We start from the raw sequence: 26,999 nt of genomic DNA, 5'->3' as shown, positions 1-26,999 counted from the left end.
TTTTTTACTTCCAATAAGAGGAAAAGTTTTTTGAAAAATGTGGAATGGCTATTTCAGGCTCCTGTATCTCTGGATGCCAAAGTTTTTCCCATTCAAAACTATAATAACCGGTATAGCCTCCCGCTTTTAAAGCATGAAGAGCCTCCTTTACAGGGGCATTTCCTTGTCCAAGAAGGGTATATTTTTCCCCCATATCGGAAACGATGGCGTCCTTAATGTGCGTGTGAAAGATATATTTTTTCAATACAGCGTACACTTGAGCGGGAGGTTCTTTTGTGATGGACCACATATTAAAGAAATCCCAAACTAGACCTACTTGAGGATGATTTGTTGCTTCCATAATATGAAGAAGCATGTCGCTTTTTATTACTTTTCCATGGGATTCCAATAAGACTTTTACCCCTGAAGATTTTGCAAATTCCCCCAACTCAATCAATGATTGAATGATGACATTGACAGTATCATTCTCAGGTTGATCTTTAGGAAGGTCGTTAGGAAATACACGAATGAATGGGCAAGATAAATGGCTGGCAAGCTCAATGAATTTTTTTGCCTCATCCAAATTACTTTGCCTCTTTTTAGGGTCTAAAAAATGCATGTTGGCAGACGAACCTAAATTAACAATTTTCAAACCTACATCTTCGACTTGCCTCTTAGTCGATGAAATATTCGTCGGGGAAAATATAGAATTAGCAGGCAGATCTAAATCTCCCTTAATGCCTCTAATTTCAATTCCTGAATAGTGGTTTTCTGTAGCATGTTGAATGATCTGTGAAAAATTCCATGCTGGACAGCCCAAAGTTGAAAAAGATAAAAGTGCTTTAGGCGGGGTAATAAAACGCAAGGCTGATAAGCCCAAAAGCCCCGAGCTCTGTTTTAAAAAATCACGTCGGTTTTTCATTTGTTTCCCTTGATATGACATTGAAAGTAATAAAATTATTGTTATTCCCTGCCATGGAATGACATCATGTATCAGAACGAAGCATGCGAATCAGATTTGATCAAATTTTTGTTTTAAATTGAATTTGTAAACGGAATATAAGTTATGAATGACATTACATCATTTAGAGAAACGTTAAAGCTTTCTTCTCCTCCAACCAATTTTAATCTCATCTTACAGAGTCTTTGGTATGATGCTAAAGGAGACTGGGATAAGGCACATGCCCAAGTGGACCAGTTAAATGACAGAGAATCTGCCTGGGTTCATGCCTATTTACATCGAAAAGAGGGCGACTTATGGAATGCCGATTATTGGTATACTCGTGCTAAAAAAAGCCGTCCCCATGTTTCTTTGGATGCGGAGTGGGAAGAACTGATTTCGTATTTTTTAAAGAATGAAAAAAAATAATGGATGCATCATGATACAAAAAAGGCCTCAAGCATTTAGTTTGAGGCCTTTTTATTGGAATGAAACCTAGGTTTATTTAAAGAGCAAAGGAGCAAAATTGTTTAAGTAAATTCTCCAATTAGACCAAGTATGGCCTCCAGAATTAACAAAAAACGAATGTTTAAGACCATTTTCTGTCAAAGTTTTATCCAAAAGTCTAGCAGGCTCAATTAAAAAATCGGAATCTCCACAAGCCAAGAAATACAATTTATAACCCGCTTTTTTCAGGTTTTGAAATTGTAAATTGTAATCTGCTTTTGCTTTTTCATCCGCTATTCTAATGCCATTGCTTAGTGGGCAGATATAGCTAAAAAATCCAGGATTCAAATTGGTAACTCGGATGGTATGTCCAGCTCCCATGGAAAGACCAGCAATGGCTCTTGATTTAGGGTTGGCAATCACCTTAAAGTTTTTTTCAATGTAAGGAACGATATCTTTGATGATACTATTGACATATAAGTCGGCAAATTTAGGATCATTTCTATCAAAGGTTTTTTCGGGTAACATGGAAGTTTTAGCTGCTTGTTGGCCGGGGTTTCCATTAGGCATGACAACCAACATCGGTTTAGCTAAACCTTTCTCAATTAAATTGTCCATAATTTGACGGGTGCGACCCATCGTACTCCAAGCATCTTCATCTCCTCCTGCTCCATGCAATAGGTAAAGTACAGGATATTTCTCTTTGCTTGATTCGTATCCAAATGGGGTATATACAAACATTCTTCGGTTTACTCCTATGGTTGGAGAGTCATACCAAACCTGCGACAGGTTCCCTCGCTTATTGGCTTCAAAATAGTTGGCACTCAATTCTCCTGGAATAAGCAATACACTTAAATAGCGGGTTCCGTCACGCTGCATAAGAACGTTATTGGGATCTGTTACAGTAATTCCATCGACGATAAAATGATAGGTATAAAGTTCTGAGCTGGGTTTTGAAATGCTGACGGTCCAAAGTCCAGTTTTATCTTTTTTCATCAAAACAGATTGAGTGGGTTTTTCCATCCAAGAGCCGTAAAGTTTAACGGTATCGGCATAAGGATTTGAAATCCTAAAAAAGACTTCCTGATCTTTAATTTCAGGAGAAATAATCGGTTTTTGTCCAGCAAAATTGGCTAATTCTTGAGCATAAGAACCCCATGCTAAAAGGACGAAAAGAATTGAAAATAGATGTTTCTTTGTCATGTGATCAATTTTTTAATCAAGTGATGATTCTCTTATTTGAAAAGTAGTTGTCCAAATGTCTTTAAATAGATTCTCCAGTTAGCCCAAGTATGACCACCAGGTGAAACATAAAAGGTATGTGGTAATCCATTTTTAGTTAAGGCCGCTTCTGTGCTTTTGGCCATTTCCCATAAGAAATCATCACTTCCGCAGGCAAACCAATATAATTTATATCCAGCTTTTTTTACTCCTTGAAGTTTTGCTTCAAATTCTGGAGTGATAGTCCGAACGCCAATACTAAGTGGACAAATGTAATTGAAAGTACCAGGGAATTCGTTGGTGACGCTAATCGTATGTCCTCCACCCATGGATAGTCCGGCTACGGCTCTTGAGTCGGCATTTGGAATAGCTCTAAAATTAGTTTCTACATAGGGAATGATATCCTTTACGATACTTGTGATGTATAAATTTTGAAATTTTGGGTCATTCCGATCATAGACTTTTTCTTCCATCAATGAAGTTTTAGCAGCCTGTTGACCAGGGTTTCCATTGGGCATCACACATATCATGGGAACAGCTAATTTCTTTTCAATCAAATTATCAAGAATTTGAACGGCTCTACCCATAGTACTCCAAGCATCTTCATCTCCACCGCCACCGTGAAGTAAATAAAGAACTGGATAATTTTGATTGGAATTTTCATACCCATATGGAGTATAAACATACATATGTCGATTGCTACCAATGGTAGGAGATTCATACCATACTTTTTTTAAGTTACCCCGTTGATTTGCCTCAGAATAAGTAGCTGTTTGTTCACCTGGCACCAGTAGAACACTTAAATATCGAACGCCATCTCGTTGCAAAAAGATGTTATTTACATCATTGACATTCATTCCGTCCACGATGAAATGATAGGTATATAATTCGGCATTGGGTTTTGTAATACTTACAGACCAAGTGCCTAGGGAATCCTTCAACATGTTTGTTGATGAATCAGAACTCTTCATCCAAGAACCAAATAGGCGAACAAGTTTGGCTTTTGGGGCAGATATCCGAAAGGTGACGGTCTTTTCCCCTATTTCCGGAGATACAATGGCTACTCTTCTAAAATTGGCTATTTCTTGGGCTTGAGATGTAATGACCGAAAAGAGTATTATACCTAGCAGCACTAAAGAAAATGAAAAGGAGGATTTTGTTTTCATAGCATACGGTTATTGAAAATGTTGCTTAAACATGTAATTATAGGATTTTTAATTTACAGATAATTTTGGTCGCATGATAAAAATTGCGACGAAAACAGTGAAATTCTCGAAATAACCAATTCTTTGTTAATTGTAGATTCTAATTTAACCTCTTATTCTCAGGAGAATGTTGGTTTCCTCTATCTAAATGGAATTAAATGGAGATTACAAATTTCCAACTAAGCAGGAAAGGGAGGTTGTTGATATATAAATCGTATAGATCGAGAAATGGAAGGTGATTTGATGTCGAACAGAAGGAGGTACCTGGGGATGGGTCGAAATATGTTACTATTACCTAATCGAAAATATAGAAATTAAAGTATGTTTATTTGGCAAAACGATACAAATATGGAGCCTTGTTTTGAGCACCTGTAAATTTTTTTTCTAATCTTTCCAATACCTTTAAATCAAGTATTTTCTTTTGGAAATTATTAATAGCAAAGCTTCGTTCATATACTGCTTCATAGAGCTCTTGAATTTCCCTCATGGTGAAGACTTCTGGCAGAAGGTTAAAACCAATTAATTTAGAATCTAAGTTAAGTCGTAGTGCAGTTAAAGCTTCAAGAACAATGTCATTGTGGTCATGCATCATGACTGGTAGATCATGAATATTTCGCCATTCCAATAGTTCATCAAACTCACCTGTTTGAGTGGTTACTTTTTGGATATCAACTAAGGCATAGTAACCTATACATACAAATCGATCTGTTAACCAAGAAATAACCTCATCTGTAAACCTATTGGAATCATATTGCCGATAACCAGCTCTCATGGTTTCATTAAAACTACTTTGAATAATCCTTGTCTCACTTCCAAAAACTCTAAACTGTTCTAAATAGATGTTTTTTAAATCAGTCCTTTCAAATAAAATCCTACTTGCTGCATTGTCGATGCTTTCCGTCTTTTTGATGTAACCACCAGGCAAAGCCCAAAGGTTATCTCCGAATTTTGATTTTGAAATTAGAATTTTTAATTCCTTTCCTTCATAGCCAAATATGACACAGTCAATGGATAAATGGGGTAAATATTGTTCTAAATTAAATTCTTTCATGTGAGGCGATTCCCAATTGGATAATACGAAAGTAAGATAAATCAATAATTTCAGAGGAAAAACTTTCTTGTATTTTTTATTATCTATTTTTTAGATAATAAAAAATTCTTCTATATTTGGTCGAACCAAAATATAACATCATGAATCTTTTACAACGCTTTCAACTTATTCATAGGCGAATAAGAACGGTATTAATTGTACTAGCTATCCAAGTGCTAAGTTTTCAATCAAAGGCCAGTATCATGGCTGATACCACTAGTTTCATTCATACGATTGATATTAAAACAGGTAAATTAGACACCTTGAAATCCATCAAATCGCATGTTGAAGCACCGAATTGGCACCCAGATAATTATTTGATTATGAACAGCTATGGTAAATTGTATCGCTTTGATTTGAAAACACGTCAGATGTCAGAAATTAGTACAGGTTTTGCTACTGCTTGTAATAATGACCATGGGATATCACCAGATAAAAAATGGTTAGTGATCAGTCATAATGATAAAAATGATCCTTCTCCTAAGTCTTATAAGTCTGCGATTTATGTATTGCCTATAAATGGAGGAACTCCCCGACGAATTACTTCAGAAGTGATGTCATTTTGGCATGGATGGTCGCCAGATGGAAAAACCTTGGTCTATTGTGGAGAGCGAAATGGAAACTATGATATTTATTCAATTGGTATAAATGGAGGGAAGGAAACAAGACTTACGGCATCGGAAGGCTTAGATGATGGACCTGATTATTCACCTGATGGGAAATACATTTACTTTAATTCATATCGAACAGGAAATATGCAAATTTGGAGAATGTTAGCTGATGGATCGAATCCCGAGCAATTAACTTTCGACAATAATTCAAATTGGTTTGCACATCCATCGCCAGACAATAAATGGATTGTTTATATTGCTTATACTTCTGATGAAAAGCAGCGACATCTTTTTGGAAAGCAAGTAAAACTTCGATTGATGAATGTACAAACAAAGGAAATGAAAGATATTACGCCAGTATTTTTTGGAGGCCAGGGAACCATTAATGTTCCTTCTTGGAGTCCAGACAGTCAAAAAATTGCGTTTGTTAGTTATTCCGTTAAATAATAAAACCTTTGATCTAAAAGTATGAAAAACGAAAATGCAAATTCAAGAAGAAAATTTCTTCAACAAATCGGAGCTACAAGCTTGTTGGCTTCTACACCATCTATTGCCACTTTAGGAGTTAGTGCTAAGGCAGAGGAGCGGATTTTGACTTATGAAAAGAAAATTACTTCCAACGATAAAATAAGAATTGGAGTCATTGGATATGGAGTTCAAGGACATTTTGATTTAAGAACTGCACTGAAAGTACCTGGAGTTGAATTGGCTGGTATTTGTGATTTATATAATGGTAGACTTGAAAACGCAAAAGAGCAATTTGGGAAGGAATTATTTACCACCAATAATTACAAAGATTTATTAGACAGAAAGGATATTGATGCCGTATTAATTTGCACTACGGATGTTTGGCATGCTAGAATAACGTTGGATGCTTTAGCTAAAGGAAAACATGTCTATTGTGAGAAGCCCATGGTTTATAAAATTAGTGAAGGTTATCCAGTCATGGAAGCTGCAAAAAAATCAGGGAAAGTATTGCAAGTAGGTAGCCAACGTGTGAGTAGTATCGGTTATGCAAAAGCCAAAGAATTAGTAGCCGCTGGAGAGATCGGCGAGCTCAATATGGTGAATGCTGTTTATGATCGACAAAGCTCTATTGGTGCTTGGGAATATACCATACCTAAGGATGCGAGTGCTTTAACTACGAATTGGGATAAATTTATCGAAGCTACTGAGAAGATGGCCTTTGATGCCAAGAAATTCTTTTGGTGGAGAGCTTTTAAAGAGGTGGGAACTGGAGTAGCTGGCGACTTATTTATTCACTTATTGAGTGGAACACATTTTATGACCAATTCCAAAGGCCCTGAAAGCATTTATAGTACGGGTCAATTTAGCTATTGGAAGGACGGGAGAAACTTGCCTGATGTAATGTCAGGCGTTTTGCAATATCCTAAAAACAAAGACCATGCGGCATTTTTAATGACTTTGCAAGTTAATTTTATTAGTGGTACCGGAGGACAAGAGATAATTCGCTTAATTGGTTCAGAAGGGGTGATAGAAGTGAGCGGAAATAACATTACACTGAAACATAGCCTAATGCCTGAAGCACCGGGGTTTGGGGGCTATGATTCATTATTTACATTCTCCAAAAGCATGCAAGAGGAAATGCAAAAAGATTATGATGCAAAATGGACTCCAGATCAACGAAGAAGAAAAGTAAAAGAGGATATAATATTTAAAGCACCAGTTGGTTATGATGATCATTTGGACCACTTTACTAATTTCTTCGATTCTATCCGGACGGGGAAACCAGTCGTGGAAGATGCTGAATTTGGATTCAGAGCTGCAGCACCTGCATTGTCATGCAATGAAAGTTTTTTAAGCAAGAAAATTATTCAATGGGATCCTGTAAAAATGAAGCTGAAATAAACCGTTTTCTATTTTAATAATGATCAAAAAATTCACCCAAATTAGGTGAATTTTTTGATTTTATAGAAGGCTCATTAAAACCTATTTCGCGTTGCATAGTATGGCAAAAAAGATAGGGTGTGGTATGATTTATACCGCGGTAGAAAACGCTATACTATAATCAATTTAGGAAGTAAATTCCGCAGGATTATTGAACAGCTACACCGTTTGATTTAAATACTTTTTGGAAGAATAAGAAATGACTAGGTAAAGAATTCTGCCAATACTCCCAAGTATGAGCCCCTGGTCTTTCAGTATATTCATGGGGAGTATTATTGTATACTAAACGTCGGTGTAATTCGCGATTCACATCAACAAGAAAATCATCGACTCCACAGTCTATGATGATTGGTAAGCCATTCTTTTTAATAATTTCAGTCATGTTAACTACCGAATTATTTACAAATATATTCTTAGAAGTATCAGCTGTTCCTAAAAGTTTTGTGAAGCGATCTTGTAATGATTTGGCGAATGATTCATTAACGCGAAATTTGGTAAAATTCATATCTAAAGCACCACTCATGGAGCCTGCAGCACTGAATATATCTGGATGTTTAGTGGAAAGGTACATTGCACCATGTCCACCCATAGATAATCCCGTAATAACTCGTCCTTTGGAGCTATTTACAGTCCGATAAGTTCGGTCAATAGTAGGTATTACCTCTTTGATGATATAACTTTCAAATTGACTAGCTGGATCGAATGGGCTATCTAAATACCAACCAAATGTTTCCCCTTCAGGCATTACGACAATCACCTGATATTGATCGGATAAATTTTGAACTAAGGATTTGTCTGGAGTCAGCTTTAACCAATCACTAAAATGTCCACCACCTCCGTGTAATAAATAGAGTACCGGAAAAGAAATTTTTGATTTAGTATAGCTAGATGGTAAAACAATGGCAGCCTTATAGGCTTTATTCATGATTTTACTTGGAACATTTAGGCTATCTACTTGAGCTGAGAAAGCTGTAAATAAAGGGCATAAACATAAAAGAATAATAAGGATACGGAGAAGTTTCATTAAGTTTTATTTATATGGTTTTAGATACTACAATGGTTTATTAAACGGATTTTGAATTTGATATTTCAGCAATATTTGAAAAAAATTCAAGAAAAACATCCATCATTTAATTTATTTTACTTTCCATTCAATAAACGGTTTCAAATGGCATTTAACCATTTAAATTTTTAATGATTTACTTAACAAATTTTAATTTTCATTTTAATATACCAGTTTTTATTATTGCAGGCCAATTGACTAGTATTCAGTGTAATAGAAAATAGTGATTGGTTTATTTAATGAAAAATAATCTGGAAAAGCCATGCACTTTGTGTGTGGCTTTTTTACTTAAAATATTTCTGACTAATTCGGTCTTTGTGTTCCATGACATATTGTAAAAATGCCTTCGCTACTGGAGAGTGTTTTTTACCATGGTTCCAAACCAATTTCCATTGGGTGGTAATGGGTAATCCCTTTTGAGGTATAATAACCAATGACCCATTTTGTAACTCATTCTTTATGCCAATGATGGGCATGATGGAATAACCAAGTCCGGCTATAACAGCTTGTTTTACAGCTTCATTGGACATCAATTCAATTTTTTTCACCACATGAATTTCTTGATTCTCTAAAAATGACTCCATTGTCATGCGTGTTCCTGAACCAGGTTCCCTAAATATGATGGGAAGATTGGAAGGTAATTGATTTTGATTAAATGCTGGATTTTGGGCTACTAGTTCCGGATTTCCAACCAAGAATAATTCATTACTTAGTAAGTCCATGTAATCATATTGATCTCCATCAATTGGAAGTGAAACTAAACTGAAATCAACTTCATTATTCTTTAAACTTTCAATGACTTTGCCTCTATTGGTTACATCCATAGACAATTCTACCCCTTGATTTTCTTTCAAAAAATCAGTTAAAAAATAAGGGATTACATATTTTCCTGTAGAAACAATCGAGATTTTTAAACGTCCGAAAAGCTGTCCCTGAAATGCCCGCATTTTGTAATTGATGGCATAAACTTGCTCAATGATTTCTTCTGCTGAAGTGGCGATTTCTTTGCCAAAATCTGTCAAATAGACCTTTTTCCCTACAATCTCAATTAAAGGTAGTTCAAATTGAGATTGAAAATTTTTAATCTGAATGGACACCGCTGGTTGGGTCAAGTTTAACTCCTCAGATGCCCGAGTTATACTCTTAGTTTGGGCCACTTTGACAAAAATTTGCAACTGATTTAGGGTATAGTTCATAAGTTTTGTTTATGTATAACATTATAAATTTAAATAAATATTAATGGATTTTTAGAATTTACTTTGCGCCCAGATTTTTAACAGCCCCCCATGAATACAAAAAAACTACCATCTATTCTCCTTCATCTTATTTCCATTGCAATTCTATTCTATCTAATAAAAATTGGTGACGACCCGGCATTCGATAAACTGAGTATTGCAAGTGCCATTTTTATAGAATTGAACCTACTTAGAATTTTACAAGAACCCGTTTAAGCACCCAAAATCCATGATCAATTTTGAACTTCTCATTTTTAACTTAACAAATCCAACCTTACTCTTTTTCATATTGGGCATGTTGGCCAAATTTTTCAAAAGCGATTTAGAAGTCCCTGCTGCTTCTAAAAGTTTTATCGCTCTTTATCTTTTATTTTCAATTGGCTTTAATGGCGGCACCGAATTAGCTGCCGCAGGTCTAACAGGCGAAATCGTCAAAAGTTTAGCTTTTGGTTTCGGCTTAGCTAGTATCATCCCGATATATTCCTTTTTTATTCTAAGAACCAAGCTAAATTCGTATGATTCTGGTGCTATAGCAGCATCTTATGGTTCCGTTAGTGCCGTGACATTTGTAACGGCCGTCGCATTTTTGGAAATGAATCATTTAAAGTTTGGTGGTGAAATGGTCGCCGTTATGGCTTCTATGGAGTTTCCTGCGATTATTATGGGACTCTTAATGATGAGCTTATTCCCTTCTGAAAAACAAGAAGATAAGAAAGAAAGGTTTGACTGGAAAAAAACATTAAGACACTCCTTAACTAATGGAAGTGTACTAATGATATTGGGTAGTTTGCTAATTGGATTTGTTTCCGACTCCAATCAAACGGCAGGAATTAAGCATTTCACATCTGACATCTTCAAAGGATTTTTAGCCATCTTTTTATTAGATATGGGGATGGTTGCAGCCAGTAGGATTGCGGCATTTAAGCAGCAAGGTTATTTCATTTTATTATTTGCCATATTGCTTCCCTTATTTAATGGCTCTTTGGTGGCTTATTTGAGTCACTTTATAACTGATAATGTGGGGAATCGACTCATATTTGCCATTCTGGCTGCGAGTGCATCCTACATAGCCGTTCCTGCTGCCATGCGTATGGTGGCACCTAAAGCAGATCCTGGCATATATATTCCGATGGCTTTAGGGGTAACGTTTCCCTTTAATATCACCATTGGCATGCCTATCTTTTTTCAATTGGTTCAGTAGTGAATTGGAAAGCCTATTATCAAGGGAAGCCTTTGATTATTGCCACTAAACACCGAAAAGAGGAGGTAATAGGCCCACTACTTCACAAGGAATTTGGGTTTCAATACTTCGCCAGTAATCAAATCGACACAGATTTACTGGGCACCTTTTCTGGGGAGATAGAAAGAAATGTTAGTCACATCCAGGCTGCGAGAGAGAAGTGTCAAATGGCGATGGAAATTCACGGCGTGGATGTGGCCTTATCCTCTGAAGGGTCATTTGGTGCTCATCCTCAGCTTATGTTCGTTCCTGCAGGTACAGAATTACTGATGTTCATGGATCGTAAAAATGAAATAGAGATCTCCGTACAAGTTACCAGTACGGAGACCAATTTTAACTGGAAAGAGGTTAAGGCTATACATGAATTACCTCCATTTTTAGAGCAAGTTAAATTTCCCAGTCATGCATTAATCATTAAAAAAAGTAGGGAAGATTTTGCCCATATGGAGAAAGGAATTAACGAAGCAAGTAGACTATTTGAGTTAGTAGATAAATTCTTGAAAAGTTATGGCTCCTGCATATTGGAGACAGATATGCGAGCAATGAATAATCCGACTCGAATGGAGCAGATTGAAAAACTCACATATCAGTTAATGGATAAAATGAATTCTCTTTGTCCACATTGTGCATTTCCTGGTTTTTCGGTCATGGAAGTACAGCGAGGACTTTTATGTTCCCAATGTTTTCTCCCCACTCAATCTATTTTGAAAGTTATTTATCGATGTCAAAAATGTTTCTTTGAGCAGGAAAAACCTTACCCATCAGCCAACTATTTGGAAGATCCCATGTATTGCGATTACTGTAATCCTTAAAAATCAGTATTTATTATAATACCATTGGGTGAATAGAACTTCCCTTCATTTTCCTTTGGGCATATTGGCAAAATTATTCTAATTTTAAACCTATTGAATCTCTTTGATTCAATAATAATAAATGGCCAATCTAACCAAGATGATGTTATATTTTCAAAAGAACGCTCAAAAATTTGGAGAATCTACAGCTTTGTTGTCAGGTACTCAATCATATAGTTATTCAAGACTCATTAACCATGCTGAAAATGTAGCAGGAATATTGCTCGGAAATCAATCTGACCTGAATCAATCTCCTGTAGCCTATATGGTGGAGCCAGGATTTTCCTATGTTTCTTCTCAATGGGGAATTTGGTTAGCAGGAGGGATTGCGGTACCGGTAGCACTAGCCCATCCTTTGGAATCAATCAAATACATCCTTCAAGATACAGGAGCCAAGACTTTCATCTGTTCAGCTAACTTTACCTCCTTACTCTCAGACTTTTGTCGAGAGGCAGGAGTTCGACTGATTGTTTGGGAAGAAATGCCTCAATCAAATCCTATTTCATTACCTGAAGTACAGTTGGATCGAGGGGCTATGATATTGTATACGAGTGGTACCACTAGTTTACCTAAAGGAGTATTGAGTACACATTTATGTATTGAAAGCCAAATAAAATCTTTGGTAGAAGCATGGAAGTATTCGGCCAATGATCACACTTTATGTGTCTTGCCATTGCATCATATTCATGGTATTATCAATGTTATTTCGGCTACTTTATACGTGGGCGGGAAGGTTGAATTTTTAGCACAGTTTTCTGCTGAAGAAATCTTTGCTCGGTTTAATCAAGGGGCATTGAACGTATTCATGGCTGTTCCAACCATCTATTTCAAGCTGATTGCTTATTTGGAATCATTGGATGAGATAAAAAGACAAGAATTAAAAACATGTATGCAAGCTTTTCGATTGATGATATCGGGATCGGCAGCATTACCTGTTTCAGTGATGGAGAAATGGGAGACATTGAGTGGACAGCGTTTATTAGAAAGGTATGGCATGACAGAGATAGGCATGGCAATCAGTAATCCTTATGAAGGTGAACGAAAGGCAGGACATGTAGGAATGCCTCTTCCTAGTGTACAAGTAAGGTTAGTTGATGAAGCCAATAAACCTATTCAGAATGAAGCTGGAGAAATTCAAATAAAAGGACCAACAGTCTTTAAGGAATATTGGGGAAAAGCAGTTGCCACCAAAGAAGCATTTACCGAAGACGGTTGGTTTAAGACGGGAGATGTCGCAGAATTAGTGGACGGCTATTATCGGATCTTAGGTAGAAACTCTACGGATATCATTAAATCCGGAGGGTATAAATTATCTGCATTGGAAATTGAAGAGGTATTAAGAACTCATTCATCTGTAGAAGATTGCTCTGTAGTAGGTTTGCCTGATGAAGAATGGGGTGAAATAGTAGCTGCCGTGGTGGTTTTAAAATCAAATACAAGTTCAGACGAATTGAATACTTTTATGCGGAGTAAAATGCCTGCTTATCGAGTTCCGAGAAAGTATTTATTTCTTTCAGAATTGCCTCGTAATGCGATGGGTAAGGTGACGAAAAACGACTTAAAAGTATTATTTACATAAGGGCCTTTAAAGCTAAATAAAAGACGCTTGGGCAAAGCAAACAGCCTAAGCCAGTATAAAAAGTGGCTGTCAGTGCACCATAGGGAACAAGTTTTTGATCTGTGGCAGCTAAACCAGCCGCTACACCGCTGGTAGTTCCCATAATCCCACCAAAAACCATAGCCGAATGTGGATTGTCTAATTTTATTTTTGCTGCAATTAATGGGGTAAAAATGGTAACGACGATCGCTTTTACAACACCTGTAGCCACACTTAATGCAATCACATCCGAACTAGCCCCCAAGGCGGAACCCGTTACAGGACCAACGATGAAGGTTAAGGTTCCAGCTCCAATGGTTGCTAGGCTTTCTGCATCATGATATCCAAAAGCTAAACCCACACAGATTCCCACCACAAAAGATACCACTAAGCCAAGTACTAAGGAAATGATACCTGCTTTACCAGCTTGTAACATGACTGGGAAGCTTACACCTAAGGCCGTGGACACGATACAGAAGTCGCGAAACATGGAGCCGCCTACCAATTTAAAACCGCTGAAAAAAGCTAAATCGGCAATTCCTTTTTCTCCACCAGTTAATAAGCCCCCATAATAGGCAAGTATTAAACCTAATAATATAGCAATGGCAGAGCCAGGTATTTTTTTACGTAAAAGTCGGGTTGAAATTTGCTCAGCGACTAACATAATCAGAGCTATGATGAGAAAACTGGTGATCATACCATTTTTCTCAAAAAAGGAAATAATATTCATCAAGGAGTGGTTTTAATTTTTGAAATGATGGGAACGAGCAAAAAGCCGATGATAACAATGAGTGTACCAGCTACAATGGGGAGCACTCCTTTATTGAAAGCAAGTAAGGCATTTTGACTAGCCGACATCGCTACGATGACAGGAACATACATATTACTCCAAAATCCAATTCCTTCGTCAAAGTTGGCTTTGACCCATTGCTTTTTTTGAAAATAATTATGGAGAAGAACCAATAATAACATGGCAAAACCCACACCTCCTACATTGGCTTGCACGCCAATTAATTCACCTAAAAAATCACCAAATAATTGACCAGCTATGTAACTAAATGCAAGTAATCCTAATCCATAAATGAGCATAATCACGAGGGCTTAAAAACGAAGATAATAAATTCTTGGATGACCGATAAGTAAATGTTTGTGCTTATTTGAATTGTTGTAACCAATTTTTGGCATCTAGCTCATTGCTGAAGCTTTTCATAGGGATGGGAGGTTTTTGGAACTGGAAAACCATTTTCATAATTAATTGTGATAAACCTGGTTCTGAAACCATGGCCATGGCACTGTAAACGCTAGATAATTGCTCTTTGGAATATTGACGTGTGGCTTTGTCTGGTATAGGGGATTTACAAAGATAAATCAATAGTGGAATGGGCTTATTTTGGGTAATTTCTTTCACTAAGGCAATATTTTCTTGAATGAGAGAAACAGTTCTTTTCACAGGTTTTGAGCGGGAAAAAAGTATTCCATCTTCAATCCAATAGTCGGCAATTTTACCAAATATGATTTCTATATTTTGTGAAATATGTATCATGAGAAAAGAATAAAACTCAATATATATTCCTTTTTCGACAATCAAAATGACAAAGAATTTATATGCTTGATAAATACTCTTTAGGCAATAAACCTGTTCTCTTTTTGACTGCAGTAATAAAGGATGTTCTAGAGCCAAATCCTAAGGCCGTTCCAATATATTCAATGGAGTACTTATCAAAATTAGGATCATTTTGACGCATGACATTTAAGTATTCAAATCGGGCATCATTGATAAATTCATTGAAATTTTTATCAAATTCCTGATTGATAACAGCAGAAACTAAATAGACAGGAACATTGATTTCCTTTGATAAATCAGATAGGCAATAGCCTATAGTCGTAAATGGATGATTTTGAAGGAAATGATTTTCTATGGATGTCAATATGTTTTTCCCATTATGGTAGCTGACATAAGTTACTTCTTCTTCTGATTCTCCCTCTTCTTCCTTGCCGTTTGTAGTCGTATTTTCAATAGATCTAAGAGGTTCGCTTAATTGTATCCAGCCGATCATTCCATAGAGAATTTTGGGTTGAGCAAATAAATAAGCGCAGATTAATAAAATTTCCAAAGCCACACTAAAAACGATTAATCGGGCAATAAAATGTCCTGAGAAAACCTGTATAAAGGTAAAAATGAATACAATAATTGTTCCTGAAAACAATAGCGTGATGGCTACCCAAAGGAATTTGTAAATCTGCTTGTTTCTTTCAATTTGATGGCCTTTGGTGTAAATTTTTTTATGCCAATTTATAAGTAAATAAAATGCAGCTAAGATACTCACTAATAAGACCGTTACGCGATATATGGCTACCCAACCTGGAGGAAATAAACCTTCTGACTCATTGACAAACTCCATTCTATTTACTAATGCTTTTTTAACAATATTTACTTTCTCTTGATATGGAAGTAAGTCGTAGGATAGTCGGTGAATTTGGTAACTGAAGGCAGGAATGAAAAGTAAAATATCTTTTTTGAAAAGACGATAGGATTGGTTGAGCACAGTTCGTATATACAAATACGTTAATGGACCAATACAAAAAGTCAACATATTAAATACCTTAAAATAGTCTGGGTATTGAATATAAAAACCTGTAAACGCTAGGGTATTTCCTAAAGCAGTGATGACCAAGCATAACAGTATACCGGCAAGCAGTTTGGAACCTAAGTTGGATATACTTTGTCCAAACCACAAAATCATACTGACAATGAAGCCAATGGTTGAAGCAATTACAATAAATAAAAATAATTGATAATCGGACATTTATGGTTAAAATGGAAATTTCAAATTTCTAAATATATTTTTCTCTTTGGTAATGAATGCTGAAGTATTAAGTCTATTTTTCAAAAGGATGTATATGTTTTTTTCTTTACAAGGACTTTGTTTTCTAGTTGAAAATTTATGGAAAAACAAGTGTAAACATTTTATTTTTTTCACTAATCCATTTTTATCATATTGGCCAAAAAAGGCCTTAATTTGTTCAAAATCCTCAAAATTGAACAGTCCAAAGTTTTTCTTTGGACTCATTTGTATCAAATTTGTGCGTTTATTTTAACATACCTAACCAGGTTACACAAAATCAACAAACTAAAAGAAATTAAAGAATCTAATACCCACCTTCATCAAAAGCATATTTTAATTTATAGAACACAGGTTTGGAAATCCTTTGGCTGATGGCTGAAGGGTTTTTGGTTTATGGAGATTGACAATTATTTCGGAGTACTTTAGTTCAAGTATATCTGTTGATAAAAGAATTTCAAACTAGCTGCATCTGGGATTTTACGTTTCTCAACCTGTTTATCTAATTGAAGGATTTCTAAGGATTTAGAATTAAATGCTGGCCAATCTGGTAAACCTTTTACATTGGGATTTCCAGACTTGGCAAAATTGATCCAATAAGTTGACATGGTATTGGCTAATCCCCAATCTTCTTTTTCCCAAGGACGATTGACCAAATGAAGTGTATTCAATGCATAAGTAACCTCTCCCGTATGAAAGGCTTTGAACTTTTTGTATTCTCCATATGCTGGAACTACACGTGTAAAACGATATACATATACGGGATGGCCTTGATCACTATGCAGATTGGCAAGTATAAAATTCGGTGCCCCAAAAACTAAGTCTCTAGAAAGTCTATTTTGAGAATTGACAGCAAGGGAATCATTGGTGGCAGGATAGTGTTTTAACAATTCGGATGCATATTTTCCATATTGTTTTTCTATATCGGATTTGAATGCATCAGCCTTTTTATAAGGTCCCATTACGAGACCTTCATCTTCATTCCATCCGGTCAGTAAATGGACTTTATTTTGTTTTTTCTGATTAAAAATAACTTCGATACTTTCAGGTAAAAAATACCCATCCACAATTACTCCACTTCTCATGGAAGCTTTTTTTCGCAATTCTTCGGCTGGAACGGCCCTCATTTCATCCAAGTTTTGCAAGCCTATGGATTCCATCGCTTTTTTACCTTGTTCTTCGGATTCTTTAAGACCTACTAAAGCTTGTTTTGATACCAAAGGATTTCTAGGCAATAAGCCTGCACCACTTTCAGCGATGGCTTTTTGAAAAAGCCCTTTGGCCAACGGCGATGCAATTAAACTAACGACAGCCATAGAACCAGCGGATTGGCCTGCAATGGTCACATTGTTGGGATCTCCTCCAAATTTTGCAATGTTGGATTTTACCCATTGTAAAGCTGCGATTTGATCTAATAATCCGTAATTACCTGAAGCATGCATAGGAGATTCCTTACTTAATTCTGGATGTGCAAAAAAGCCAAAAATACCCACACGGTAATTGATGCTCACATAGACAACACCTTTGGCGGCTAATTTTTCACCATCATAAATAGGAACAGATGCCCCTCCTGAAGAAAAACCTCCCCCATGAATCCAAACGATTACGGGCTTTTTATCTGTCGTTTTTTTCGCATTTGTCCATACATTGAGGTATAAACAATCTTCATTGATAGGCTCTTTAGGAATCAGAAATTCTTCTGACCACATATAAAATGGTGCAGGTGGCGCTTGAATAGCACTTGGTCCAAAAGCTTGACATGACTTTACTCCTTCCCAAGCCACGACAGGCGCAGGAGCTTTCCAGCGTAAATTACCTACAGGTGGAGCCGCAAATGGGATACCTTTGAATGACTTAATTCCACTTTTATCTGATTTCCCCTGAATGTAACCTGATGTTAATTTTATGGTTAAGCCCACAGGTTCATTGGCAAATGCGGATTGTATTTGAAAGAAATAAGCAATTAGGAAAATGAAGGAAAGTAGAACAGATTTTTTCATGTGAATGGATGGTTTTGTGGTTTAATGTAATTGAGTCTCTAATTGTTTGGCTAAATGAGAATTTCCTCATTTCGCAACTTCATGCATTAATGGCAGAAGACTTTGTCCTGCTGTTGTTAATTTATATTCCACCCGAGGAGGCAACTCTTGAAATTCCGTTCGCTCAATTAATGTTAAAGCTTCCAGTTCTTTAAGTTCATTGGATAAGACCTTATTCGAAATTGCCGGCATGAGTTGGTTGAGTTTTCCGAAACGAATCGACTTATCACCAAGGCAATTGATGATGATGGGTTTCCATTTTCCCCCAATGATGGACATGGTCCGAGTAACGGGGCATTGATAAGGGTTGTCGATAAAACGCATAGAAAATTTCTAGTTACTTACAGGTTACTACTATTCACTTTTTTTAGTTACTAAAGTATACTAATGGATGTAAATTTGTTGAAATATTTATCCAACAACAATTCTCAATATGAAAAATAGGCTACTTTTTTTTGTTCTTATATTCCTCCCATTTTTGTCCCCTGCACAAACTGGGAGTATTGAAGTAAGTTCAGGGGGATTCTCCTTTATTCCTGCTTTTACTTCTAGAGAACCTAATCTTATTCTTAATGCTGGTACTAATCCTAAAAAGCGGTTGTCTGCGCACATCATGTACATGGTTCGAATGAAGAGTATTACTCCTACGGGAATTGTCTTGATTTCAAGATATAAATTGATTAATCAGAAATTTAAAGCGATAGTAGGTTTACATTTTCCGGCTATGCAAGTGTCTGAAAACTATCAAGTTACTAGTATTTTCGGGCAAGAATTGACCTTATCTTACCCTATTGCAAATAACGTTTTGCTGGGAGCCTTTTTTTTACATGGAAAGGGGAGAAACAATGATTTTAAAGCAACATTTTCTTCCGTTCATGCGAATTACCAAAGGAATAAGTGGAATTTTTTAACACAAATGTATTATTTAGATTTAGGGGATCTGACAGGAGTCGCTGAAACGATTTCGTATGACATTAATACTCATTTTCAAGCAAAGGCTTTTGTCAATTTTACACCTAAAGACCAGTTTTTTATAAGTACTGTCGGTTTAAAATATACTTTATAGGGGGGGTAAATTAGATTGAAATACCAAATAGGTAAGCCTATATAAGTATCCCCTTCGACATTTACATTCATTAATAATGATATCTAAAAAGACCTATAAATTATCAATAAATGGTTGGCTATAATGCCGCTTACCCGTAGCCCGATATAGAGCATTAGCTAATGCTCCAAATACAGGTGGGTAGGCAGGTTCACCCATACCACTTGGATCAATTTCATTTTTTACAAAATGCACAGCTATGGCTTTAGGAGCTTCATTCATGCGAATCATGCGGTAGGTATCAAAGTTCTTGTGCTCTGGTACTCCTTTTTCCAAAGTCATTTTCCCGAACAAGGCTGTACCAATTCCATCCACAACGCCTCCTTCTACCATGTTTTGTGCCCCTGTAGGATTGATGACAATACCACAATCAATAGCGCAATGCACTTTTTCGATCACGGGCATACCATCTTTCATCTTTATTTCAATGACATTAGCAGCATAAGAATCATGGCAGAAATAGGCTGAAACGCCTACCTTCTTTGTGGATTTAATGTTTTTCCAATTCGATTTTTCTTGAACTAATTTTAATACTCCAGCATATCGTTCTGGTTCATATTCATTGTTTTTCCCAACGGGTTTATCGGCGGCACGTTTCAGTAGTTCCAAACGAAAATCAATGGGATCTTTTCCTGCTAGTTCAGCCACCTCATCCAAAAAGGATTGTTCAGCAGCAGCCATAAAATTGGAGCGCGGAGCTCTAAATGATCCCACGGTGATATTAGAATCAATGGTCCATTCTTCTGCTAAATAATGATCTACAGCCCCAGCTGGAAAGCGATTGGGATACAATGGAGATTCTGGAATCCCTCCTGCTTTTACATGAAAGGCGATCAGGTTATTTTGAGCATCCAATGCGGCTTTATAGGTAACAGAATACGTAGAGCGATATACCCCAGAAGTCATATCGTCCTCACGAGTATACAACAGCTTGACAGGGGCTTGTACTTTTTGAGAAATCAATGCGGCTTCAATCATCCAATGAGCATAAGATCTCTTACCAAATCCCCCACCTAGTCGGGTCATTTGAATATTGATTTTATCGAGAGGAAGACCTATTCTGGCAGAAAGAGCTTGTTCTGTTAATTCTGGTTTTTGAAGTGGCCCAGCTAATTGTGCGGAGTCCTTCTTCACATCAGCAAAAAAGTTCATAGGCTCCATGCAGTTATGTGCCAAATAGGGGCCATAATAGGTTTTCTCTATGACTTTGTTCGCATTTTTGAATGCGGATTCCACATCTCCATCTTTGCGTCTGACAGTAGCAGCTTGGTCTTTTTTAGCGGCCATGTTCGCAGCATGAACAGTCGTACTTTCTAGACCAGCGGGCACGTTTTCCACTATTTTGCGCCCAAGCATATTTCGAGGTTGAGAATAGGCTTTTGTTTCTTGCCAGTTTACTTGTAAAACTTTTTTGGCTTGCATGACTTCCCAAGTAGAATTGCCAACGATAGCCACGACTTCGTTGAAACTAGCCGTGTCAAAAAAGGTTTTTTCATAGCCTTCATTGAATATTTTAATCGGGAAAATATCTTTGATGCCGGGCATTTTACGGGCTTCGGAATCGTTGATTGATTTTAGTTCCAGACCAAAGGCTGGAGGATGGACAATCATGGCATAGAGCATGCCTTTCACTTGGGTATCTATACCATATAATGGTTTTCCCGTGACAATTTTCTTTAAATCAACGTTTGTTTTTGATTTACCAATAATGGAAAAATCTTTTACTTCTTTCAGTGCGATGTTTTGTGGCACTGTCAGAGTAGCTGCTAAACTTGCCAAATCGCCGTATTTAGCGGATTTACCACTTTTTTTATGGAATAGCATTCCTGCGGAAGTACTAATTTCTTGGATTGGCACTTGCCATTGTTGGGCAGCAGCTTCCATCAGTAAATGGCGGGCTGTGGCACCAGCTTGTCGGAGGGGTTTCCAGCCTTGATGAATAGCTTGGCTTCCACCAATGTATTGTCGAGTAAAATGTTTGGTATCTAAATCCGCTTGAATGACTTGCACCTGTTTCCAATTCACATCCAATTCCTCTGCTACAATCATGGGCATGGATGTTTTTACACCTTGGCCACCTTCTGGATTGGGCGACATGATTTGAATGATATTATCCGACGTAATTTTTACAAAACCATTTATCTCATATTGAGTAGCTACTCCACTTTGGACAGTTTTCCCTGAGGAGGCAAAACTAGAAAAATAGGTAAAACTTAACATGAATCCTCCTCCGCTTAGAGCGGCAGATTGCAAAAAAGATCGTCGAGAAATGTGGCTTTGCTTTTTCATGGTTACGCTGCGATTAATCTTATAGAATCAAAAATATACAGATAAAATGCATGAACGCTTAATTTAAACCTTTATTTTTCATGAAATTATATAGTAGCTCGGCGATTTCTACATTGTTTAAATCTGAAAATGCACATTTCATTAAAATTCAGAGAAACAAAGATTAATGTTTGATTTGATGGGTATCACGTACACTACTAAATGATAAGGCTAGCAATTTCCAATCGTTATCTTGCTTCTGAAATACTTCAGTTACGGTAAATTCTGTTGTTACATCATTTCCTCTAACATTTGCGACTAGCGTAATTCTACTCCACACAATAGCGGTATTTCCAGAAACTTCTACAGCGGTATCATGTACTTTAGCTTCTTTATACCAAATGCTGCCCGTTTTAATTATTTCTAATTCTTCAGCCTTTTTCCATGTGCCGCTCATGTGCAAAAACTTCGATTTGTCGTCAAAAAGTTTGGCTAATTTATCCACATCTTTATCTGCCATCCATTGCCATTTATCTTTGGATAATTTGATGAGGTTTTGTTCTTCACTGCTTTGTTGGGCTATACCCATTTGAACGAAAAATAAGGCAAAAACGAAAGTTAGGATAGTCGATTTCATGTGTCTAGTATGGTTTAATTTTACGTGTAAATTTTAAACAAATGTCCCAATATTATTTTTTACGCAAGTAGATAAACTACTGAATTTTCTACCATTTTTACTCATTCCTTTACTAAGTGGAATCAGCTATAAGTGAAATAGTTACATTTGAGCCAAATTTGAAAATTATGGAAAAAGTAATTGAACTTAACCAAATTAGCGAGTACAACGCAGCTAATAATCATACCACACTTCACCCTTTAGTGAGCGTTATTGATTTTTCTAAGGCAGATCTTCGTGATTGGGGTCAGTCTGTAACTCGTGTCAAATTTCAGTACGGCTTGTATTGTATTTATTTGAAGGATGTCAAATGTGGGGATATCGTGTACGGGCGCCATACCTATGATTACCAAGCAGGGACTTTAGTGTTTTTTGCGCCAGGTCAAGTATCTGAATTAGAGGTGCCAGCTGAACCTTATCAGCCTAAAGGTCATGGGCTAATTTTTCATCCCGATTTGATTCATGGGACTGATTTAGCCAAAGCGCTGCCTTTGTATCATTTCTTTAGTTATAAATCCAATGAAGCATTGCACATTTCGGATGCGGAAAGACAAGTGGTCTTGGATTGTCTATCCAAGATTGAATTTGAACTAAATCAAACGGTAGATAAGCACAGCAAGAAATTGATTACGGCTAATATTGAGCTGTTCTTGAATTATTGCGAACGATTTTATGACCGTCAATTTATTTCAAGAGAACATGTCAATCAAGGTATTTTGGCCAAGTTTGAAGAGTTGTTAAATATGTATTTTTTGTCGGAGAAACCTCAAAATTTGGGGTTACCTTCCGTAGCTTATTTTGCGGATCAATTACACCTATCTCCCAATTATTTCGGTGATTTAATTAAAAAAGAAACGGGTAAATCGGTCAAGGAAATGATTCAAAATAAATTAATTGATGTGGCTAAAGAGCGCATTTTTGACGGAGCAAAATCCATCAATGAAATAGCGCATGATTTAGGGTTTAAATATCCACAGCATTTTACTCGGGTTTTTAAACAGCATGTTGGCAATACCCCTTTGCAGTTTCGTCACTTGAACTAAGTATTTTTTATGCAATTTGTTGAATTAAATAATGGAGTAAAAATGCCCATTTTGGGTTTTGGAGTATTCCAAATTCCTGATGCATTCGCATGTGAAAAAAGTGTTAGCGAGGCCTTGGAAGTTGGTTATCGGTCCATTGACACGGCTGCGTCTTATGGTAATGAAGCAGCGGTGGGCTTGGCCATTAAATCATCAGGAATAACTCGCCAAGACCTTTTTATCACTACTAAACTTTGGATTCAAGGTATGGGTTACGAAGGAGCACTAGCTGCCTTTGATAAATCGATGAAAAAATTGCAGCTTGATTACCTCGATTTATATCTGATTCATCAGCCTTATGGAGATGTTTTTGGAGAATGGCGTGCCATGGAAAAGTTGTATCAGGAAGGTCGAATCCGTGCCATTGGTGTCAGTAATTTTCAGCCTGACCGAATCGTAGATTTACTGAATCATACAGCGGTTGTTCCGGCTATCAATCAAGTTGAAACGCATCCTTTTCAGCAGCAAATTGCGAATCAACAATTTCTGCAAGAGCATCAAGTTCAAATAGAATCTTGGGGGCCTTTTGCCGAAGGTAAAAATGGGATGTTTGAAAATCCTGTGTTGGCTTCTATTGCTCAAGCCCATGGAAAATCCATTGCCCAGATTATTTTACGTTGGCTTACCCAGCGAGGCATTGTTGTCATCCCCAAAACGGTTAACAGCAATCGGATGATAGAGAATTTCCAAATTTTTGATTTTAGTTTAATGGAAGGGGAGATGGAAATGATTCAGACTTTGGATACGAACGTCAGTAGCTTTTTTGACCATCGTGATCCAGCCATGGTTAAATGGCTAGGGACAAGGAAGATAGAATAATTGAATTGTTTGATTTGTGTAATTTTTAGACATTCTGATTGAATACATTTGTACACCTTTTTATAAATATCAAACCATGATTAAGAAATTCACTTTACGGATTAACAAGAAACCCCAAACCGTTGAGGCAGATGAAAATATGCCACTTTTATGGGTTCTTCGTGATGTATTAGATTTGAAAGGAACCAAATACGGTTGTGGTGTAGGTTCTTGCGGTGCTTGTACCGTTCATTTAAATGGTATTGCTGTTCGCTCTTGTCAATTGCCCATATCATCTTTGGCGAATCAGAATATTACTACCATTGAAGGACTTGCTGAAAAGGCAGATCATCCAGTTCAAAAAGCGTGGCTGGACGTTGATGTAGCTCAATGCGGCTATTGTCAATCTGGTCAAATCATGAGTGCGGCTGCTTTATTAAAAAGCAATCCCAACCCGAGCGAGGAGGATATCGACAACTTTATGTCAGGCAATATTTGTCGTTGTGGAACTTATACGCGTATTAAAAAAGCTATTCAACAAGCAGCAGCCAAGAAATAATATGAAAAAGACAGATAACACGTACAGCAGACGCTCGTTTTTGAAAGTTTCTTCGCTTTCGGGTGGAGGATTCATGTTAGGAATATCTTGGTTGGCTAGTGCGAAACCAGAGGAAACCTTGTCGGCATTGAATGTAGAACCGATTTGGCAAGAATTGACTAGTTATATTAAAATTACCCCGGAAAATGTCATCAAGATTTTTTCTCCTAACCCGGAGTTTGGACAGAATGTCATGACCTCATTACCGATGCTAATTGCAGAGGAATTGGATGTTGATTTTAAAAGTATTGTCGTAGAACAAGCCAGTTATAATCCAGCGCTTTTTAACCGTCAATTTACGGGAGGAAGCCAGTCGATTCGCTCAGCTTGGAAGCTACTTCGTACTGCAGGGGCATCGGCTCGACAAATGATTTTGACCGCAGCAAGTCAAGCATGGAATGTACCAGTTTCGGAATTGACAACTTCCAAAGGACAAGTGAAACATGCGGCCAGTGGTAAGTCAGGAAGCTATGGTTCATTTTCTACTGCGGCATCCAAATTAACTGTACCGAAGGATATTGTATTAAAAGCGAATAAAGGGTTCAGGCTATTGGGGACTCCACAGAAAAATGTGGAAGGAACTAAGATTGTTCATGGCAAACCCTTGTTTGGTATGGATTATACAGAAGCTGGAATGCTCATCGCCATGACTGAGCGACCTCCTGCTTTTGGTATGCGCTTAAAATTATATGATGCTACGGCAGCCAAGAAAATGCCAGGGATTGTGGATGTATTCACCATACAGGTTTATGAGCCTACCCAAAAATTGGCCATGTTTGATACCCGTTCGTTCAATGAAGTGATTGCGGTGGTAGGTAAGACAACATGGGATGTCATGAATGCGCGAAAAATGCTGAATGTGGTTTGGGAAAACGCACCAGACACCAAGGAGATTATGAACAACCGCGAAACGATTGTTCCAGGAGGCTTGGAGAGTACCACAAAGCATTATGCCGATATGTTGGCCATGGATAAAAAACCAGGCCAAATTCAGCGGAAAGATGGTGAGCCAGAAAAGGCATTTGAGGCTGCCAAGCATGTCATAGAGCGCACGTATACCGCACCTTTTTTGGCGCATAATATCATGGAGCCTACCAATACCTTTGCTCATTTTCAAGGAAACAAAGTGAGGTTTGTGGCACCTATTCAAGGACCTGATTTCATAGCCAATACCATTGCTACACGATTAGGTATTCCAAAAGAAAACATTGAGATTAATTTAGCTCGAATGGGAGGCGGTTTTGGTCGAAGAGCTTATGGCCATTATATGGTGGAGGCAGCCTTGATTTCCAAGCAAGCTAACGCACCTATCAAATTAGTTTACAGTCGGGAAGATGATGTGAGTGGTGGTATTTATCGCCCTACTTACCAATTGACTTATCGCGCGGCCTTTGATGAAAATAAGCGTTTAACGGCGATGCACATTAAAGGTGGAGGAATTCCAGAATCACCATTGCATGCGAACCGTTTTCCTGCGGGAGCCTTAGATAATTACATGGCGGAAAGTTGGTCTATTCCTTCGAACATCACGGTGGGAGCTTTCCGTGCACCACGTTCCAACTTCAATGCGGCAGCGGAGCAGTCGTTTTTGGATGAAATAGCGGAATACATGGGCAAAGACCCCATTGCTTTCCGTTTGGAATTATTACAACGTGCAAAGGATAACCCAGTGGGTAAAAACAATGATTACGATGCAGCTCGGTATATGGGCGTATTGGAATTGGTGCGTGATAAATCGGGATGGGGCAAGCCAGAAAATGCTAATAAAAAGAGAGGCGTTTCGGCTTATTTCTGCCATAATTCTTATGCGGCTCAGGTGATTGACTTACGAGTGAAGGATGGACAAGTGATTGTTGATCATGTTACATCTGCTGTGGATTGTGGAGTTGTGGTGAATCCAGAAGGAGCCAAAAATATGGCGGAAGGTGCAGCGATTGATGGGATTGGCAATGCATTATTTGGCAATTTGACCTTTACGGAAGGACGTACCAATCAAAAGAATTTTGACACTTATCGAATGATCCGTCACAATGAAGCACCGAAGAAAATCGATGTTCATTTTGTGGCCAATGAAACGGATCCAACAGGTTTGGGAGAGCCACCATTCCCTCCAATTTTTGGAGCTATGGCCAATGCGCTTTACAAAGCCACGGGCAAGCGATTGTACAAGCAGCCTTTCGGGAATCAAATCGGCTAGTCTAAA

The 26,999-nt window shown here is 37.4% G+C and carries 25 protein-coding genes; 11 read left to right on the top strand and 14 right to left on the bottom strand.

All coding sequences use genetic code 11. The features are described from left to right. Positions 1 to 4 precede the first annotated feature (4 nt). A complete protein-coding gene (locus HME7025_RS13345; RefSeq protein ID WP_109325494.1) occupies positions 5 to 901 on the bottom strand; it encodes a sugar phosphate isomerase/epimerase family protein in 897 nt (298 codons plus the stop codon). 144 nt (positions 902 to 1,045) lie between these two features. Here HME7025_RS13345 and HME7025_RS13340 point away from each other — a divergent pair, with 144 nt between their 5' ends. Beyond that, positions 1,046 to 1,348: a hypothetical protein gene (locus HME7025_RS13340; RefSeq protein ID WP_109324849.1), complete on the top strand. Its 303-nt coding sequence runs from the start codon at positions 1,046 to 1,048 to the stop codon at positions 1,346 to 1,348. A gap of 72 nt (positions 1,349 to 1,420) precedes the next feature. Here the strand turns inward: HME7025_RS13340 and HME7025_RS13335 are convergent, their stop codons facing one another. The 3 genes from HME7025_RS13335 to HME7025_RS13325 form a co-directional block, all read right to left on the bottom strand. Next, positions 1,421 to 2,569, bottom strand: coding sequence for an esterase (locus tag HME7025_RS13335; protein WP_109324848.1), 1,149 nt, complete (start codon positions 2,567 to 2,569; stop codon positions 1,421 to 1,423). Between the two features lie 32 nt (positions 2,570 to 2,601). Then, positions 2,602 to 3,753 carry an esterase gene (locus HME7025_RS13330; protein WP_109324847.1) on the bottom strand — a complete coding sequence of 384 codons (1,152 nt, stop codon included), beginning with the start codon at positions 3,751 to 3,753 and terminating at the stop codon, positions 2,602 to 2,604. Positions 3,754 to 4,117: 364 nt separating this feature from the next. After that, positions 4,118 to 4,843 carry an NUDIX hydrolase gene (locus tag HME7025_RS13325; protein WP_109324846.1) on the bottom strand — a complete coding sequence of 242 codons (726 nt, stop codon included), beginning with the start codon at positions 4,841 to 4,843 and terminating at the stop codon, positions 4,118 to 4,120. A 140-nt stretch (positions 4,844 to 4,983) separates the two neighbouring features. On the opposite strand from HME7025_RS13325, the gene HME7025_RS13320 reads away from it, so the two are divergent. Further along, positions 4,984 to 5,940 (top strand): TolB family protein, encoded by a 957-nt coding sequence (locus tag HME7025_RS13320; RefSeq protein WP_109324836.1) that lies wholly within the window; start codon positions 4,984 to 4,986, stop codon positions 5,938 to 5,940. A gap of 21 nt (positions 5,941 to 5,961) precedes the next feature. Beyond that, a complete protein-coding gene (locus HME7025_RS13315; protein ID WP_109324833.1) occupies positions 5,962 to 7,362 on the top strand; it encodes a Gfo/Idh/MocA family protein in 1,401 nt (466 codons plus the stop codon). 187 nt (positions 7,363 to 7,549) lie between these two features. Here HME7025_RS13315 and HME7025_RS13310 read toward each other — a convergent pair whose 3' ends face one another. Next, positions 7,550 to 8,425: an alpha/beta hydrolase gene (locus tag HME7025_RS13310; protein ID WP_109324826.1), complete on the bottom strand. Its 876-nt coding sequence runs from the start codon at positions 8,423 to 8,425 to the stop codon at positions 7,550 to 7,552. Positions 8,426 to 8,748: 323 nt separating this feature from the next. Then, positions 8,749 to 9,660 (bottom strand): LysR family transcriptional regulator, encoded by a 912-nt coding sequence (locus tag HME7025_RS13305; RefSeq protein ID WP_109324825.1) that lies wholly within the window; start codon positions 9,658 to 9,660, stop codon positions 8,749 to 8,751. 268 nt (positions 9,661 to 9,928) lie between these two features. Between HME7025_RS13305 and HME7025_RS13300 the strand changes: the two genes are divergently transcribed. The 3 genes from HME7025_RS13300 (at position 9,929) to HME7025_RS13290 (ending at position 13,369) form a co-directional block, all read left to right on the top strand. Further along, positions 9,929 to 10,900 carry a sodium-dependent bicarbonate transport family permease gene (locus HME7025_RS13300; RefSeq protein ID WP_317046223.1) on the top strand — a complete coding sequence of 324 codons (972 nt, stop codon included), beginning with the start codon at positions 9,929 to 9,931 and terminating at the stop codon, positions 10,898 to 10,900. Then, on the top strand, positions 10,900 to 11,751 hold the full coding sequence (locus HME7025_RS13295) for a DUF6671 family protein (protein WP_109324824.1): 852 nt from the start codon (positions 10,900 to 10,902) through the stop codon (positions 11,749 to 11,751). Before HME7025_RS13300 ends, HME7025_RS13295 begins: the two co-directional genes overlap by 1 nt. Positions 11,752 to 11,890: 139 nt before the next feature. Beyond that, positions 11,891 to 13,369, top strand: a complete 1,479-nt coding sequence (locus HME7025_RS13290; RefSeq protein ID WP_317046222.1) for an acyl-CoA synthetase — start codon at positions 11,891 to 11,893, stop codon at positions 13,367 to 13,369. Here HME7025_RS13290 and madM read toward each other — a convergent pair. From madM to HME7025_RS13255, 6 genes are all read right to left on the bottom strand, one after another. Next, complete coding sequence (gene madM / locus HME7025_RS13285; RefSeq protein WP_109324820.1) at positions 13,362 to 14,117, bottom strand: malonate transporter subunit MadM; 756 nt, start codon at positions 14,115 to 14,117, stop codon at positions 13,362 to 13,364. The genes HME7025_RS13290 and madM overlap by 8 nt on opposite strands. Continuing rightward, a complete protein-coding gene (gene madL / locus HME7025_RS13280) occupies positions 14,117 to 14,476 on the bottom strand; it encodes a malonate transporter subunit MadL (protein ID WP_109324818.1) in 360 nt (119 codons plus the stop codon). The genes madM and madL overlap by 1 nt, the downstream gene beginning before the upstream one ends. A gap of 64 nt (positions 14,477 to 14,540) precedes the next feature. Continuing rightward, a complete protein-coding gene (locus tag HME7025_RS13275) occupies positions 14,541 to 14,930 on the bottom strand; it encodes a DUF7793 family protein (protein ID WP_109324817.1) in 390 nt (129 codons plus the stop codon). Between the two features lie 58 nt (positions 14,931 to 14,988). Beyond that, the gene (locus tag HME7025_RS13270; protein WP_109324816.1) at positions 14,989 to 16,194 is read right to left on the bottom strand and encodes a helix-turn-helix domain-containing protein; all 1,206 of its coding nucleotides are present in this window, start codon (positions 16,192 to 16,194) and stop codon (positions 14,989 to 14,991) included. Positions 16,195 to 16,655: 461 nt separating this feature from the next. Next, positions 16,656 to 18,230 carry a carboxylesterase/lipase family protein gene (locus tag HME7025_RS13260; protein WP_109324814.1) on the bottom strand — a complete coding sequence of 525 codons (1,575 nt, stop codon included), beginning with the start codon at positions 18,228 to 18,230 and terminating at the stop codon, positions 16,656 to 16,658. Between the two features lie 66 nt (positions 18,231 to 18,296). Further along, complete coding sequence (locus HME7025_RS13255) at positions 18,297 to 18,593, bottom strand: winged helix-turn-helix transcriptional regulator (protein WP_109324813.1); 297 nt, start codon at positions 18,591 to 18,593, stop codon at positions 18,297 to 18,299. Positions 18,594 to 18,747: 154 nt separating this feature from the next. On the opposite strand from HME7025_RS13255, the gene HME7025_RS13250 reads away from it, so the two are divergent. Then, a complete protein-coding gene (locus HME7025_RS13250) occupies positions 18,748 to 19,335 on the top strand; it encodes a hypothetical protein (protein WP_109324812.1) in 588 nt (195 codons plus the stop codon). Positions 19,336 to 19,428: 93 nt separating this feature from the next. Here the strand turns inward: HME7025_RS13250 and HME7025_RS13245 are convergent, their stop codons facing one another. Together HME7025_RS13245 and HME7025_RS13240 are read right to left on the bottom strand one after the other, a co-directional pair. Further along, the gene (locus HME7025_RS13245; RefSeq protein WP_109324811.1) at positions 19,429 to 21,663 is read right to left on the bottom strand and encodes a xanthine dehydrogenase family protein molybdopterin-binding subunit; all 2,235 of its coding nucleotides are present in this window, start codon (positions 21,661 to 21,663) and stop codon (positions 19,429 to 19,431) included. A 163-nt stretch (positions 21,664 to 21,826) separates the two neighbouring features. After that, the gene (locus HME7025_RS13240; protein WP_109324809.1) at positions 21,827 to 22,279 is read right to left on the bottom strand and encodes a nuclear transport factor 2 family protein; all 453 of its coding nucleotides are present in this window, start codon (positions 22,277 to 22,279) and stop codon (positions 21,827 to 21,829) included. 167 nt (positions 22,280 to 22,446) lie between these two features. On the opposite strand from HME7025_RS13240, the gene HME7025_RS13235 reads away from it, so the two are divergent. From HME7025_RS13235 to HME7025_RS13220, 4 genes are all read left to right on the top strand, one after another. Next, positions 22,447 to 23,361 (top strand): helix-turn-helix domain-containing protein, encoded by a 915-nt coding sequence (locus HME7025_RS13235; protein WP_109325487.1) that lies wholly within the window; start codon positions 22,447 to 22,449, stop codon positions 23,359 to 23,361. Between the two features lie 9 nt (positions 23,362 to 23,370). Next, positions 23,371 to 24,219, top strand: a complete 849-nt coding sequence (locus HME7025_RS13230) for an aldo/keto reductase (RefSeq protein ID WP_109324808.1) — start codon at positions 23,371 to 23,373, stop codon at positions 24,217 to 24,219. A 76-nt stretch (positions 24,220 to 24,295) separates the two neighbouring features. Further along, positions 24,296 to 24,757, top strand: a complete 462-nt coding sequence (locus tag HME7025_RS13225) for a (2Fe-2S)-binding protein (RefSeq protein WP_109324807.1) — start codon at positions 24,296 to 24,298, stop codon at positions 24,755 to 24,757. Between the two features lies 1 nt (position 24,758). Next, positions 24,759 to 26,993, top strand: coding sequence for a xanthine dehydrogenase family protein molybdopterin-binding subunit (locus HME7025_RS13220; protein WP_109324806.1), 2,235 nt, complete (start codon positions 24,759 to 24,761; stop codon positions 26,991 to 26,993). Positions 26,994 to 26,999 lie beyond the last annotated feature (6 nt).

The sequence above is a fragment of the Aquirufa nivalisilvae genome, assembly GCF_003143535.1.
GTDB classification, from domain to species: domain Bacteria; phylum Bacteroidota; class Bacteroidia; order Cytophagales; family Spirosomataceae; genus Aquirufa; species Aquirufa nivalisilvae.
The sequence above is the reverse complement of the archived record's forward strand: the minus strand, read 5'-3'. Positions and strand labels throughout refer to the sequence as shown.

Coding starts and splice junctions, on each gene's coding strand:
- HME7025_RS13290 (WP_317046222.1), top strand. CDS start 11,891: ATGATGTTATATTTTCAAAAGAACGCTCAAAAATTTGGAGAATCTACA.
- HME7025_RS13230 (WP_109324808.1), top strand. CDS start 23,371: ATGCAATTTGTTGAATTAAATAATGGAGTAAAAATGCCCATTTTGGGT.
- HME7025_RS13260 (WP_109324814.1), bottom strand. CDS start 18,230: ATGAAAAAATCTGTTCTACTTTCCTTCATTTTCCTAATTGCTTATTTC.
- HME7025_RS13315 (WP_109324833.1), top strand. CDS start 5,962: ATGAAAAACGAAAATGCAAATTCAAGAAGAAAATTTCTTCAACAAATC.
- HME7025_RS13240 (WP_109324809.1), bottom strand. CDS start 22,279: ATGAAATCGACTATCCTAACTTTCGTTTTTGCCTTATTTTTCGTTCAA.
- HME7025_RS13335 (WP_109324848.1), bottom strand. CDS start 2,569: ATGACAAAGAAACATCTATTTTCAATTCTTTTCGTCCTTTTAGCATGG.
- HME7025_RS13340 (WP_109324849.1), top strand. CDS start 1,046: ATGAATGACATTACATCATTTAGAGAAACGTTAAAGCTTTCTTCTCCT.
- HME7025_RS13305 (WP_109324825.1), bottom strand. CDS start 9,660: ATGAACTATACCCTAAATCAGTTGCAAATTTTTGTCAAAGTGGCCCAA.
- HME7025_RS13275 (WP_109324817.1), bottom strand. CDS start 14,930: ATGATACATATTTCACAAAATATAGAAATCATATTTGGTAAAATTGCC.
- HME7025_RS13220 (WP_109324806.1), top strand. CDS start 24,759: ATGAAAAAGACAGATAACACGTACAGCAGACGCTCGTTTTTGAAAGTT.
- HME7025_RS13330 (WP_109324847.1), bottom strand. CDS start 3,753: ATGAAAACAAAATCCTCCTTTTCATTTTCTTTAGTGCTGCTAGGTATA.
- HME7025_RS13225 (WP_109324807.1), top strand. CDS start 24,296: ATGATTAAGAAATTCACTTTACGGATTAACAAGAAACCCCAAACCGTT.
- madL (WP_109324818.1), bottom strand. CDS start 14,476: ATGCTCATTTATGGATTAGGATTACTTGCATTTAGTTACATAGCTGGT.
- HME7025_RS13245 (WP_109324811.1), bottom strand. CDS start 21,663: ATGAAAAAGCAAAGCCACATTTCTCGACGATCTTTTTTGCAATCTGCC.
- HME7025_RS13310 (WP_109324826.1), bottom strand. CDS start 8,425: ATGAAACTTCTCCGTATCCTTATTATTCTTTTATGTTTATGCCCTTTA.
- HME7025_RS13235 (WP_109325487.1), top strand. CDS start 22,447: ATGGAAAAAGTAATTGAACTTAACCAAATTAGCGAGTACAACGCAGCT.
- madM (WP_109324820.1), bottom strand. CDS start 14,117: ATGAATATTATTTCCTTTTTTGAGAAAAATGGTATGATCACCAGTTTT.
- HME7025_RS13345 (WP_109325494.1), bottom strand. CDS start 901: ATGAAAAACCGACGTGATTTTTTAAAACAGAGCTCGGGGCTTTTGGGC.
- HME7025_RS13270 (WP_109324816.1), bottom strand. CDS start 16,194: ATGTCCGATTATCAATTATTTTTATTTATTGTAATTGCTTCAACCATT.
- HME7025_RS13325 (WP_109324846.1), bottom strand. CDS start 4,843: ATGAAAGAATTTAATTTAGAACAATATTTACCCCATTTATCCATTGAC.
- HME7025_RS13300 (WP_317046223.1), top strand. CDS start 9,929: ATGATCAATTTTGAACTTCTCATTTTTAACTTAACAAATCCAACCTTA.
- HME7025_RS13255 (WP_109324813.1), bottom strand. CDS start 18,593: ATGCGTTTTATCGACAACCCTTATCAATGCCCCGTTACTCGGACCATG.
- HME7025_RS13320 (WP_109324836.1), top strand. CDS start 4,984: ATGAATCTTTTACAACGCTTTCAACTTATTCATAGGCGAATAAGAACG.